Annotated in this window: 12 protein-coding genes; 1 reads left to right on the top strand and 11 read right to left on the bottom strand. The window is 60.9% G+C overall.

Annotated elements, in window-relative coordinates; genetic code table 11:
- Positions 1-38 precede the first annotated feature (38 nt).
- The 7 genes from B7E11_RS19785 to B7E11_RS19755 all read right to left on the bottom strand — a co-directional run bounded on the left by B7E11_RS19785 (position 39) and on the right by B7E11_RS19755 (position 7,979).
- Complete coding sequence (locus B7E11_RS19785) at positions 39-1,829, bottom strand: L-fucose isomerase (protein WP_080837867.1); 1,791 nt, start codon at positions 1,827-1,829, stop codon at positions 39-41.
- Positions 1,830-1,953: 124 nt separating this feature from the next.
- The gene (locus B7E11_RS19780) at positions 1,954-2,805 is read right to left on the bottom strand and encodes a sugar phosphate isomerase/epimerase family protein (protein WP_080837862.1); all 852 of its coding nucleotides are present in this window, start codon (positions 2,803-2,805) and stop codon (positions 1,954-1,956) included.
- Complete coding sequence (locus B7E11_RS19775) at positions 2,802-3,749, bottom strand: phosphoglycerate dehydrogenase (protein ID WP_080837860.1); 948 nt, start codon at positions 3,747-3,749, stop codon at positions 2,802-2,804. Before B7E11_RS19775 ends, B7E11_RS19780 begins: the two co-directional genes overlap by 4 nt.
- 17 nt (positions 3,750-3,766) lie before the next feature.
- Positions 3,767-4,420, bottom strand: a complete 654-nt coding sequence (locus tag B7E11_RS19770; protein ID WP_240353414.1) for a glucose-6-phosphate isomerase — start codon at positions 4,418-4,420, stop codon at positions 3,767-3,769.
- Positions 4,417-5,379: a shikimate dehydrogenase family protein gene (locus B7E11_RS19765; RefSeq protein ID WP_080837858.1), complete on the bottom strand. Its 963-nt coding sequence runs from the start codon at positions 5,377-5,379 to the stop codon at positions 4,417-4,419. Before B7E11_RS19765 ends, B7E11_RS19770 begins: the two co-directional genes overlap by 4 nt.
- Positions 5,376-6,920, bottom strand: a complete 1,545-nt coding sequence (locus B7E11_RS19760; RefSeq protein WP_080837856.1) for a xylulokinase — start codon at positions 6,918-6,920, stop codon at positions 5,376-5,378. The genes B7E11_RS19765 and B7E11_RS19760 overlap by 4 nt, the downstream gene beginning before the upstream one ends.
- 18 nt (positions 6,921-6,938) lie before the next feature.
- Positions 6,939-7,979, bottom strand: a complete 1,041-nt coding sequence (locus B7E11_RS19755; RefSeq protein ID WP_245809772.1) for an alcohol dehydrogenase catalytic domain-containing protein — start codon at positions 7,977-7,979, stop codon at positions 6,939-6,941.
- Positions 7,980-8,172: 193 nt separating this feature from the next.
- Between B7E11_RS19755 and B7E11_RS19750 the strand changes: the two genes are divergently transcribed.
- On the top strand, positions 8,173-8,970 hold the full coding sequence (locus tag B7E11_RS19750; protein ID WP_080837849.1) for a DeoR/GlpR family DNA-binding transcription regulator: 798 nt from the start codon (positions 8,173-8,175) through the stop codon (positions 8,968-8,970).
- Between the two features lie 45 nt (positions 8,971-9,015).
- On the opposite strand, the gene B7E11_RS19745 is transcribed toward B7E11_RS19750, so the two are convergent.
- From B7E11_RS19745 to B7E11_RS19730, 4 genes are all read right to left on the bottom strand, one after another.
- Positions 9,016-10,041 (bottom strand): Gfo/Idh/MocA family oxidoreductase, encoded by a 1,026-nt coding sequence (locus B7E11_RS19745; RefSeq protein WP_080837846.1) that lies wholly within the window; start codon positions 10,039-10,041, stop codon positions 9,016-9,018.
- A gap of 108 nt (positions 10,042-10,149) precedes the next feature.
- Complete coding sequence (locus B7E11_RS19740) at positions 10,150-11,229, bottom strand: GerAB/ArcD/ProY family transporter (RefSeq protein ID WP_080837844.1); 1,080 nt, start codon at positions 11,227-11,229, stop codon at positions 10,150-10,152.
- Positions 11,230-11,257: 28 nt separating this feature from the next.
- Positions 11,258-11,488: a hypothetical protein gene (locus B7E11_RS19735; RefSeq protein WP_080837841.1), complete on the bottom strand. Its 231-nt coding sequence runs from the start codon at positions 11,486-11,488 to the stop codon at positions 11,258-11,260.
- Positions 11,485-12,693 carry a Ger(x)C family spore germination protein gene (locus tag B7E11_RS19730; RefSeq protein WP_080837838.1) on the bottom strand — a complete coding sequence of 403 codons (1,209 nt, stop codon included), beginning with the start codon at positions 12,691-12,693 and terminating at the stop codon, positions 11,485-11,487. Before B7E11_RS19730 ends, B7E11_RS19735 begins: the two co-directional genes overlap by 4 nt.
- Position 12,694: the final 1 nt, after the last annotated feature.

Here is a 12,694-nt window from a genome sequence, read left to right as displayed (position 1 = left end):
AAAATCCGTTGCCCGCACTTGCTCGCACTCGCCCGCACTCACCCGTACAGCGGCCCGTACGCCGCGCAAGCCCGGTAATCGGCGCCTTCCGGGTCCTTCGTCCCGAACGCGCTCCACGCGCTCGGCCGGAACATCCGCTTCGTCTCCACGTTGTGCATGTTCACCGGAATTCTGAGCATGCTGGCCAGCGTGATCAAATCCGCCCCGATATGACCATAGCTGACGACGCAGTGGTTCGAGCCCCAATTCTCCATCACCGCGTATACGTCGTCGAATACGGGATCGCCCTCTACCCGCTTCGGCGCGAACCACGTCGTCGGCCACGTCGGCGTCGTCCGCTCGTCCAGCTTCGCGTGCACCTCCGGCGGCAGCTCGACCGTGTAGCCTTCGGCCAGCTGCAGCACCGGGCCGACGCCTTCGACGAGGTTGATCCGCGCCATCGTGACCGGCATGCCGCCCCGCGTCAAAAAGTCGGTCGAATGCCCGCCCCCGGCGAACTGATCCATATACGTCGGCCGCCACGACGTCGCGGCCAAGCAGCGCTCGATCTCGTCTTCGCCGATCTCCCAGTGCGGCTTCAGGACCGGCTTGCCGTCGCGCGTCTGCTCCCCGGTTCCGTCCAGCGCCGCCGGACCGGAGTTAATCAGGTGCAGGATGCCCCCCGCGGCCGCTCCTTCCAGCCGGTGGCCGGTCACCCGCTCGACCGCCTCCGGGCTCCAGAACGTCCGCACGTCGGCGAAAATTTGCGCCGTATTCGTCAAATAGTGGCCGAACAGCATCGTCACCGCGTTCAGGTTGTCGTTTTCCGTGGCGACGATATAGGGCTCCCGCGTCCCGTTCCAGTCGAACGAGCTGTTCAGCACCGCCTCGAGAAAATCCGCGCTCGGAAAATGATCCGTCCACTCCCGCTGCCCCTGAAATCCCGAGGCGATCGCGTTATAGCCGTACGCTTCTTCCTCGAAGCCCATGGCGGCGAGCCGGGGATTTCCGATCATCAGGTCGCGCGCGATGAGCGCCATTTGGACGACCGTCTCCCAATTCCGCTCCTTCCGCTCGTCGGACAGCGCGAGGTCCGCCGGGTTCGGGTCCGGCCCGACGCGGCATTTCTCCCGCACCCAGGCAAGCGCGCGTTCGAATTCCTCGCGGTCGTAGATGCCCTTGTCGATCCGCCGCGTCACTTCGGTCATGTCGACGTACGCGTTTTTCATGCCGAGGTACCGCTGGAAAAACCCGTCGTCGACGATGCAGCCCGCGATGCCCATCGATACCGAGCCGATCGACAGGTACGATTTGCCCTTCAGGAGCGCGACCGCAAGCCCCGCCCGCGCGAACTGCAGCAGCTTGCCGCGCACGTCCTCCGGCACCTCGCGCTCGTTCATGTCCTGGACGTGGCGGCCGTAAATTTTATAAACGGGCAGCCCCTTCTGGTTGTGCGCGGCATGCAGCGCTCCCATATAGACGGCCCCGGGACGTTCCGTGCCGTTGAAGCCCCACACCGCATGCGGCAACAGCGGGTTCGTCTCCATCGTCTCGAGCGGGTAGCACCAGCCCGAGGCGACGGTGACGATCAGGCCGACGCCTTCCTTCGCGAAGCGGTCGGAGCATTCCGCCGCCTCCCGAAAGCCGGAAATGCACGTTTCGTTCACGACGCATTCCACCGGCGAGCCGTCCGGATAGTTCAGCTCCGACGACAGCGCGCGGGCCGCGGCGAGCGCGAGCTCCATCGTCATGTCCTTCGTCGCCGCCTTGACCAGCTTGCGGCGGTCGATAATCGGCCGGATGCCGATTTTCGGAAAGCCGCCTGCGTACCGATGCTTCAAATCTGCCATAAGCTCATCCCCTTTTATTCAAACGCGCAAGCCTCGCTTTTTTCCAAATCGCGTTCTGCCGCCTTCGCTCGCGAAGGGCTGACGGGCAGACCGCGCCGGACAGCCTCTCCGCAGTCCCGGGCGGTCAGCCCGTCAGCCCATGCTGCGCCATTTTTCCGCGAATGAACGCGACGCCCTCCGCAACGAGCGCATCGCCGCTCGGCGCGAGCTGCCGCCATACCCACGTGTTCATGTTGTCGGTGACGTCGACAAACGACTCCAGCGCCGCGTAGCCGTCGTATTTCATTTCCCCGAGCGCGCGGAAGATCGCATCCCAGTCGACCAGCCCGGTCCCGGGAATGCCCCGGTCGTTTTCGCACAAGTGATAGTGAACGAGATCGTGGCCGGCCGCCTTCGTCGCGTCGTAAAAGCTCTTTTCCTCGATGTTCATATGATAGGTGTCCAAATGAATCTTGATATTCGGCTCGCCGATCCGCGCCTTGAGCGACAGCGCCTGCTCGCACGTGTTGACGAGATTCGACTCGTAGCGGTTGACCGGCTCGAGCCCGATTTGGACGCCGAGCTCCCGGGCGTAAACCGCCGCCTCCCGCAATCCTTCCGCCGCCCACTCCCGCTCCTGCTCTGTCGGCCTCGCGTTCGCGTTTTTGACGTGCTCGGAATAGACGACGCCGGACAGGTTCGTTTTGCCGATTTCGGCCGTCGCGCGCACGCAATCCTTCAGATAGGCGATCCCGGCCGCCCGCACGGCGGGGTCGAAGCTCGTAATGTCGGTGCCTTTCAGCAGCACGGTCGACGTTACGGCGTCGATGCCCGCGTCGGCCAGCCTTTTTTTCACCGCGGCCGCGTCGAACGTATCGAGCGTCATAAGCGGAAGTTCGATAAAATCAAGCTCCAGCCGGGCGACCCGGTCGATCAGGTCAAGCGTGGCGTTGCTCCATTGCGAGCACCAGGCGTATGCGTGAATGCCGAGTTTCATCGTAATTCCTCCCCGCATAAATATCGGATGACGTTCCGGGAAGCCATCAGTCCCATATTGTCGACCGCCTGAACCGTCGAAGCGGCGCAGTGCGAGCCGATGACGATGTTGTCCAGCCGCAGCAATCGTTCGTTCTCGGGCGGCTCCCGCTCGAAGACGTCGATGCCCGCTCCCCAAATGCGGCCGGACTGCAGGGCGTCCAGCAGGGCGTCCTCGTCGACGAGGCCGCCGCGCGCCGTATTGACGAGCACGGCGGTCCGCTTCATCCGCTCGAATCGTTCGCGGCCGATCAGATGGCGCGTTTGCTCCGTCAGCGGCACGTGCAGCGTAACGAAATCCGCTTCCGCCAGCAGCGCGTCGACATCCGGCGCGTAAACGACGCCGTATTCCGCTGCGAACGCTTCGTCGCGCACCGCGTCGAAGGCGACGATCCGCATGTCGAAGCCTTTGGCCCTGCGAACGACGGCTTTGCCGATCGCGCCGAGGCCGATCAGCCCGAGCGTCCGGCCGTGGACGTCGACGGTCGTCAGCTTCCGCCAGTTCCGCTCCCGGCACTCGCGGTCGATCGGCACCAGCTTCCGGGCCGCCGCAAGCAGCAGCGCGAACGTGTAATCCGCCACCGCCTCCGTGTTCGCGCCGACGGTCGTCGCCACCGCGATCCCGCGCTCGGCCGCATACGCCAAATCGATGTTGTCGGTGCCGACGCCGTATTTGGCGATGACTTTCAGCTTGTCGGCCTTCTCGAGCACGCCGCGGTCGAGCGGGTCGACGCCGACGATGACGGCGTCCGCGTCGCGGATGCTTGCGATCATTTCCTCGCGGTCCATGATCCGGCCGTGGGGATTGCGGACGACTTCGAGCCCGCTCGTCCGCAGCAGTTCGAACGGTTCGACGCTTGTCTGTCCGAAGGAACGCGGCGTCACCAGCACTTTTTTGGCCCCCATCGCTTCGTCCTCCTCCGTCAGTTCCACTTCGGATTGTCGACGACGGCGGGGCGTCCGTTTTGCTCGATGACGATTTTGCGGAAGCCCTTCGTCTCGATCGATCCGTAATCGTGGCCGGCGTCCGCGCGGAAGACGTAAAACGTAATGAGCGGCTCGGACCCGGTATTGATGCTGCGGTGCGCGTACCGTCCGGGAACGTAGACGGCCCTGCCGGGCGAAAACTCCTGAACGTCCCACTCTCCCTCCGGATTTTCCATCAGCATCAAGCCTCTGCCGCCGATGCAGTAATAGACCTCCGCCGTGTCGAGGATCGTATGAAAATGCCCCTTCGTCATGAAGTACTCGTTTCCGACCTTGCCCGGGGAGACGATGCTCGTCCCAAACGCGAGATTGCCGGCGGCCTCGGGTACGCCGAGATCGTAAAATTCGTACAGCAGCGGATCGCCCTCCCGGAGCAGCCCTTCAAGCGCGGCGTCGTCGGCGTACATGCCGCGCATTTGGGACAGCCGGCGCTTGAGCGAAGGCCTCGTGTCGGACAACCCGTTGTTCAGACTGAAATAGACGGCAAACGGTTGCAAGGGCGCGGAATCCCCCAGCCCGGCGTTTGCCGGTTTCATAGAGACCATCGGGGTCGTCGGGTTCATCGGGGCCCGCCCCGTTTCGTTCGTCATTGGCCCCTCTCCTTTCCGGCTCGGCCCGTCTGCAGGCTCATGGCGATTTCCTCCAGTTGCGAAAAGGTGTCGCGGTCGATTTCAAGATCGAAAACGTCCTGGATGACCTGCGTCCATCCGTGCAGAAAATACACCCAGCCGTCTTCGACATGAAGGCCGCGCCGGCTTCTTTGCGCTTCGGCCTGGCGCTTGAAGGTGAGGTCTCCCCGGTAGTTGAGCTCCCAGACGAGGCATCCTTCGGGAAAAACGGCATCGTCCGTCAGCGGCGAGCCGGGGCGGTCCTTGCCGAGGCCGGTCGCGTTGACGACGAGCGAATGGCTCGGCAGCTCGCGAAGCGTCCGGTCGTTGTCCGCGGGTTCGGGGCAAAGCCGGTATTCGAACTCTGTCTTGGCGTCAAGCTTGCCCAGCAGCCTCCGGGCGGAATCAAGGCGCGGCCGGCTCCGGTTGGTGATGACGATTTTGGCCGGGACGTTCGCTCCGTGCTCCTTTTTCGTCAAATACGAGGCGATGGCCAGCGCGCTGCCGCCGGCGCCCATCACGAGCGCTTCCCCGCCGCGCGACCAGAACCGTTCCGGGATGAACGCTTCCATCGCGAGCCCCCCGGACACGGGATCTTTGGCCGCGCCGAGCAGCCGGCCTCCTTTTTTGTAGATCGAGGACAATTCTTCGAACATCGTCGCGTATGGATCCAATTCGTCGAACAAGTCGCCCGCCGCGCGGTACAGGTCGATTTTGTGGGTCGTCACGAGCGCCCCCAGCGCCAGCGGATCGTTCTTGATAAAGGAGACGGCTTCGCGGTAAGCTTGCGGATCGGCATGAATCGGCAAATCGATCCCTTTGATGCGCGCGTCCAGGCCGAGCGCTTCGGCCCAGAGCGGGAACAGCTTCATAATCGAGGAGCCCGCGGTCGTCACGCCGATAAAATAAAACGTTGGCTTGTCGTTCGGCTCGTAGCTCACGTTGCGATCTTCCTTTCGTCGAGGGTCGTCTTTTTCAGGTTTCCGTACAGCGCCGCCATCCCTTCGACGGCCATCCTGTATTTCTTCGTCAAGCGGTCGTACGCGCCGCGCAGCGACAAGTCGGGCTCATAGCGCCGGTCGTACGCGATAAACGATTCGGCCGTCGCCGCGAGATCCGCATAATGCCCGATGCCGAAGCCCGCGATCGCCGCGACGGCCTGGAGCGCGGAATCGGCGTTTTTGAGCGCGGTTACCGGAAGGCCGAGCGCGTCCGCCTTGATCCGGGCGAACAGGCTTCCTTTGGCGCCTCCTCCGACCGCATGGACGCCGGAGTACGGAATGCCTCCGGACAAGCGTTCCAGCGTGTCCAGGTAGATCCGGTATTCGCAGGCGATCGACTCCATGATCGAGCGGAACATCGCCGCCTTGCCGTGCGACCAGTTGAGCCCGATCCAGCTTCCCCTCAGGTCCGTATCGTTCGGGCATACCCTGCCGCCGAAGTGGGGGACGAACAGCAGCCCGTCGCTTCCCGGCGCGATTTTTTCCGCCAACTCGCTCAGCTTTTCGTACGATAGCGGCTCTCCGCCATCCGCGCTGACCAGCTTCCGGTACCAGGACAGGCACTCGCCGCCTCCGCTTATGTAAGCGTGCGGAGCCCACAAACCCGGCAGCACCGACCGGGCGAAAATGAGCGTTTTCGTTTCCGCGTCCGGGCTGTAGCGATCGACGCAGCCGGCGAGAATCGAGGCGGTGCCCGCGATATCGAGCAGCCTCCCCGGGCGGACGAGCCCGCCCCCGAGCGCGGCGGCCGCGCTGTCGCCGCAGCCGGCGACGATCGGCACGCCTTCGGGCAATCCCGTCTCAAGCGCGTATTGGCCGGACAAGCTTCCGACGACATCCCACGGCCGGACGATGGCGGGAAGTTTGTCCCCGTCCATGCCGAACGCTTCGAGCAGCTCCTGCGACCACCGCATCCCGCTCACGTCCGCAAATCCCGAAAAATGCAAATGCGTGTAATCGATAAAAGCCTCGTCGGCTTTAAGCCCGGCCAGCCGGCCGGCCGCATACGCGCTGGGCACGACGAATTTGGCGATGCGCCGGTAGACGTCCGGCCGCTCCCGCTTCCACCACAGCTTTTTCGGCCCGTGCGCGTACGTCACCGGACTTCCCGTAAGGCGAATGAACCGCTCCTCGCCCCACGCCTTGATTTCCGGCATATGCTTCTCGCACCGCGTATCCAGCCAGGAGTCGTAAGGCGTGACGGCGTTCCAGCTCTCGTCGATTCCGAGGATGCCGGCCATCTGGCCGGCGAGGCCGATCGCGGCGACGCGTCCCGGTTCGACGGAGGCGGCATCGAGCGCTTCCCGGATGCCTTCCGTAACGGACCGGAACATTTCCTCCGGATTTTCCTCCACGCTGCCGCCCGGCCCCCGGATCAGCCGCGAGGGCCGAAACGAGGCGCCGGCGATGCGGCCGGTTTCGTCGACGATCGCCGTTTTCGTGCCTTGCGTGCCAATATCAGCGCTTACAAAGTAACGCATCGTCGCTCAAGCTCCTTTTCAGCGGAAGGCGATCAGCGTCTTGATGCCTTCCGAACTCATGGCTTCGGCCACGGCCTGCTCCATATCGGCGACGGCATAACGGCCCGTGATCAGCCGGTCCGCATCGACGATGCCGTTCGCGATAAACTGCAGCGTCTTCCGAAAATGACGGTTGTTCGCCTTCGTCGATCCGGTGGCGACAATCTGCTTATAATGAATAAGATTCGTGTTGACTTCGACATTTTCCTCGGTCTTCGGCAATCCGCCGAAAAAATTGATTCTTCCGTTCATCGCCGTCAGCTCGACGGCCGTTCGCTGGGATTCCGGCGACGGATTCGCCGTCACGCAAACGTCGACTCCCCTTCCGGCCGTCAGATCCGGGATGCTCTCCTTCAATTTCGACGCTTCGAGCAAAATGAGCGAATCGTCGATGCCGCGGGCAAGCTCGAGCCGTTTCGCGGAGCGATTCGCCAAAAACACCCTTCCGGCCCCGGCCCGCTTCGCCAGCAGCGCGTACATGATGCCGATCGTGCCCGCGCCGATCACGAGCACGTCGTCCCCGAGGCGAATCGGGCATTGGAGAATGCCGTTGTACACGCACGACAACGGTTCGATCAGCGCCGCCTGGTCGAACGTAACCCGGTCGGGAAGCGGAGCGACGTTGCCGAATCGCACCGCCGCCTCCGGGATGACGACATATTCGGCAAAGCCGCCGTCCAGCTGGACGCCGAGCGCCCTGTAGTCCGGACATAGATGCTGATCGCCCTGAACGCACAGATCGCAAATGCCGCAGCCGATGTTCGGCGCGACCGCGACTCTCATGCCGGCTTCGTACCCGCGCACGGACCGCCCGACTTCCGCGATCACGCCGCTGATCTCGTGTCCGAGCGTCCGCGGGCTGTCCGGACCGATGCCGGCGTAGCCGTTTCGGATCATCCGCAAATCGGTTCCGCAAATTCCCGCGCTTTTCACCTGAAGCAAAATTTCTCCGTCCGAGACGGACGGTTTCGGTATTTCGGCCACTCGGACATCGTGAGCGCCATACATTCGCGTCGCCATCATGGTCCGCATCCCACCTGTGTTCATTATCTTTTGTTGTTGTTTATTATTACATTTTGATAATATGATGATATTCGATGAGTGTCAACCGTTTTTCGGAGGAAAATTGTTTTATTATTGTTCTTAAATGATAATAAATGATATAATCGATTCAATCATTTCATTTGGAAGACTGAAACGGAGACGTTGTGATATGAGCGACAAAACTAACGATATTTTGTTCGCGGAGGAGCGGCGGGCCGAAATCGTCCGGCTCGTCAACGAGAGGAAAAAGGTGCTCGTCCCCGATCTGATCGAATTTTTCAAAGTGTCCCCCGCCACCATTCGCGGCGATTTGCGCGATCTGGAGGCGGACGGCCTCATCAAGCGGACGCACGGGGGCGCCATTCCGAGCGACTCCGCCAAAGTCGGCTTCGAGCCGGACACCGCGGCCAAGCATGTCGCCCATTTGGCGGAGAAACGCCTGATCGCGCATAAAGCGGCCGACATGGTCGAAGACGGGGACATCATCATCATCGATACCGGAACGACGACGCTGGAAATGGCCCGGCTGCTCAAGGACAAAACGAACGTTACCGCCATCGTCAACGACATGGAAATCGCCCTGTGCCTGGAAGCGTTTGCCGGCGTCAACGTCGTCGTCATCGGCGGAACGCTGCGCAAAAAATTCCACTGCACGGTCGGTCCCTTCGCCGCCAAGCTGCTGTCCGAGCTGAACGTCGATAAAGCGTTTCTCGGCACGAACGCCTTCAGCGTTCAGAAGGGCTGCACGACGCCGGACATCAACCAGGCGGAGATCAAAAAAATCATGGTCCGGGTCGCCTCCCGGGTAATCGTCCTGTGCGACGGCAGCAAAATCGGCAAAAACTCCTTCGTCCAGTTCGTCGGTCCGGACGAAATCGACGCCTTCGTGACCGACGACCGCGCCGATCGGACGCTGCTGGCCGAAATGGCCGAGCTTGGCCTGGAGGTCGTGGTCGCCGGCAAATAGCGGCAAGCGCTGACGCGATTCGCCCCCTGTCTTCGCCCGGGCGCGCTATTCCCCCACGCGGACGGCCTTGCGGGCCGCGAGCGAAGCGTTGCCGGCCTCGACCGCCATGACGGCCATTTTGCCGTCGCGGCCGGTTACGTACGGCTCGCGGTCTTCCAGGATGCACTTGACGAAGTCGGTATCCTCGGCCAAGTAGGCGTCCTTGAACAGCGAGCGCCAGCTCGTCGTGAACGGCCGGCGGAGCGCCCCGTCCCGGCTCGCCGTCACGATCGTTCGCTCATGCGTCTGCCCGAGAAAAATGACGCCCTCCGTCCCCACGATTTCGGCCCGGCTGTCGTAGCCGTATTGCACGCCCATCGCGCCGTCGACGCTGCCCGCCATGCCGTTGCGGAAACGGGCCGTCAACGCGACGTTGTCGTAAAAATCCGGGAACCGGTCCCGGATTTCCCCGCACCGGTAGTTGCCCCCGACCGCGTACACTTCCTCGATTTCGGAACCGGCAAACCAGCGGATCGTATCGATGTCGTGGCTGCACACCTCGGCCAGCGGCCCGTTGCTTTTGCGGATATCGTACATCCACGGCTGCGGCGTGCTCGGCCCTCGCGTAAGCGATTTCACGAGCACGACCTCGCCGATTGCCCCTTCCTCGATCTGCCTTTTCGCCTCCCGGTAACTGGCGTCGAACCGCCGCATGAACGCGAGCTGCAGCTTGACGCCGGCCGCGCCGCACGCCGCGATCATGTCGTCGCATTCACGCGCGTTCATCGCCATCGGCTTTTCGCACAGCACATGCTTGCCCGCCGCCGCCGCCGCCGCGACGATTTCCCGATGATAGACGGTCGGCGTCACGACGACAACCCCGCGCACCCGCTCGTCGGCGAGCAACTGCCGGTAATCGGTATAAAACGCATCGATCTCAAGCTCCCGCGCCGCCCGCTCGGCGGTTTCGCGGTTCGGATCGGCGACCGCGACAAGGCGTGCGTAAGGGACGCTTTTCCGAAAGTTGACCGCATGAATAAGTCCGGCCCTGCCCGCACCGATAATCCCGATTCCGATTCCCGAATTCCCCATCTCGGACCTCACCCCAAATGATTATTTTCTATCGTTTACTAATTTATATTATCATTTGTGGTGAAGTCAATAAAACTCAACAGCATTCAACAATATTTAATTCCGGTTTCACGCCGCATTTTTCTTTTTCAGCCAAATCGGCACCAAATAAAAGATCAAGAGCATCGCGAAAAAGTAAGTAAAAGCCGGCCACACCTCGATAAAAGCATGAACGACGATCAGGCTCGGTCCAACGTGCTTCGACATCGCGATCATGATCGCCCCGAAGGAAAACGCCAGCGGCTTGGCGTTTTTCAGCCCGAGCAGTTGGCCGAAGCCGGACATGGACAAAAACAGAAGAAGACTGTTTTTCAGAAAAAGGGAGGCCATCCAGAGAGCGATGACGAACGGATCGATATTCTCAAGAAAGTCGCCCAGCCGCACCGTCCGGATCAGTTCGAGCGACGGATACGTCAGCTGGGCGGTCAAATGCTTGCCGAACGTCAAATAGCAAGGAATCAAAACCGTCAGCACCATGACGAGCGATATCGCGCTGGCGGCTGCCATCGTGCGAAACGTTTTTTTCTTGTCCCTGAGGTACGGATAAAGAAACATGACGAACAGCGAGTCCTGGAAATAGGAAGGCGTGCCGACCGTGCCTTGAACGAGCTGCCGCAAATCCCAGTCCCGGATCAAGGCGCCGGCGATCGGCCAGATGTATTCCTTGCTCAGCATGAACGGAACCAGGACGAGCCCGATGACGATAAAAAACAGAAAGCCTTCCGCGCAGCGAAAAATGGACTCGATCCCCGTGCGGGCGGCCAGCGCGCAAACGGCTCCGAACAATGTCAAAATCGCCCATTCCGGCGTGTTGATGAAATACGAGTGAATCAAAAAGTCGCCCAACTCGCGCAAAATGGACGCGCCGACGTTCATCATGTAATAGAAGAGCAACAACATGACGATCGGATGGAGCCATTTGCCGATCAGCGATTTTCCGAAATGGGTAACGAACGCGTCCGGCCGGTAAGAAGCGATTTTAAGGGAACCCGCCAGCCCGAGCAAGGAGATCGCCCAGCCCAAAATAAGGCCGAGCCAGCCCGCATAACCGGACGTCTGAGTCAGGGCGCTGATGACAAACCCCGCGTTGGCGCCGTAATTGCTCAGGACCATAAACATCAGCAACTGGGATTGCGAAATCCGTTCCATGGCCTTCTCTCCCGCAAACTGGCTTTTTTTAGTTTCCCGACATCCACTTCATGACCGGTTCGAAAATGGGGAGCAAGGTAGGGTAAATATAAGGGATCGAATTCGTTTTGTCGCCGTAATACACGAACGCGACATAAACAAACGAGAAGGCGAAAACGCCGAACACGATCCCTTTCGTTCTTTTTTTTCGGGTATGTTTTTTCAAATAGCCCCATTCGACCCAAAAAATCGCGCCGTAGACCAGCACGATAAAGATCATTTACGCTCCTCCTCCCGGTCCCGGATCCAGAACGAATTGCCGACTCCGCCCGGCCTTTCGATGACGATATGGGCGCGGATTTCGAAATCCACGTCGTTCCGGTAGTGCTCGCGCCACCGATCCTTCCATCGATTCCAAATGGAGGGGTAGTACCATTCGACATACCGCCCCAATTGAAACATATCGACTCCGATCGTTTGGGAATAATCGAGCACGGCCAAAATGCGCCGTTCGATGTCCTTTCTCAAACGGGCCTGCAGCTGATCCACTTTTTTCGGGTCCAAAATGTCGATATCGGAGTTGGAGGAAGTGACGTCGTCGACGGCCTCGACATGGATTTGAAATACGATGCGGCCGTTTCGCGCTTTGACTTTAATGCCGGATTCGGCTTTCACGACCATAAAATCGACCAGCTTGCCGTCCGTCGGCGATTCGATCGTCACGAGCGCGTCCCGCATTTGCCCGTTAATCCACATGGCGCCCCTTTGTTGAATCGGATTCAGGCTTCCGACAAGCTTATAATCGGATAAAATACCGGAGCCTGTATTTTTCAGCACGTTCCCGGGCTTCCCTTTTTCGCTGACAAGGCGGCCGGCCGACACGTCGATTTTGCCGATGAGACCGTCTTTCACATCGGGGCCGCCGATCAGCAAGTCCCGGACCGTCGTATTGATCAACGAGCGCCGGGCCGCCAACTCCCGGATAATTTCGGTCGGAAATTGCTCGTAGATCGGGGTCATCATGATGATATTTCGCGCATCTCCTTCGCTAAGAAAAACATACGCCTTGGATTGGAAGGAAGGCTGGCGCATGACGAATTCCAGCAGGGGCTCGATTCCTCTGCGGGCAAACCGTTCGCCGACGATGAGGACCCGCGTATGTCCCCAGTTGATTTGGCGGGAAACCTCGGTTTGCATTTTCCGGTAGGCGGCGGCGATCGTCGGTCCGGTGCGGGTTACCGTCGCATACGGGTTGCCGTCTCCGCCGACATTTCCTTGCTGAATGCGCGTCAGCCGGTTCGGCAGCGGAAAGCCGAGCGTCAGGGTGATTTCGTCTTCTTTTTCCGCGGCATCGACCAGCATGACGGAAACGAACAGCCGGTCGTTCACTTCGACACGCGACCAGCAGCCGCCTAGCAAGAGCATAACGGCAAGCAGGGGCGACACCCGCAAGAGTCGAGCATGCCGCGGAGAACGAATCAACATG

It is taken from the genome of Cohnella massiliensis (genome assembly GCF_900169535.1).
GTDB lineage: Bacteria > Bacillota > Bacilli > Paenibacillales > Paenibacillaceae > Cohnella > Cohnella algarum.
Note: the sequence above shows the minus strand (reverse complement) of the source record. Positions and strands in the feature narration are given on the sequence as shown.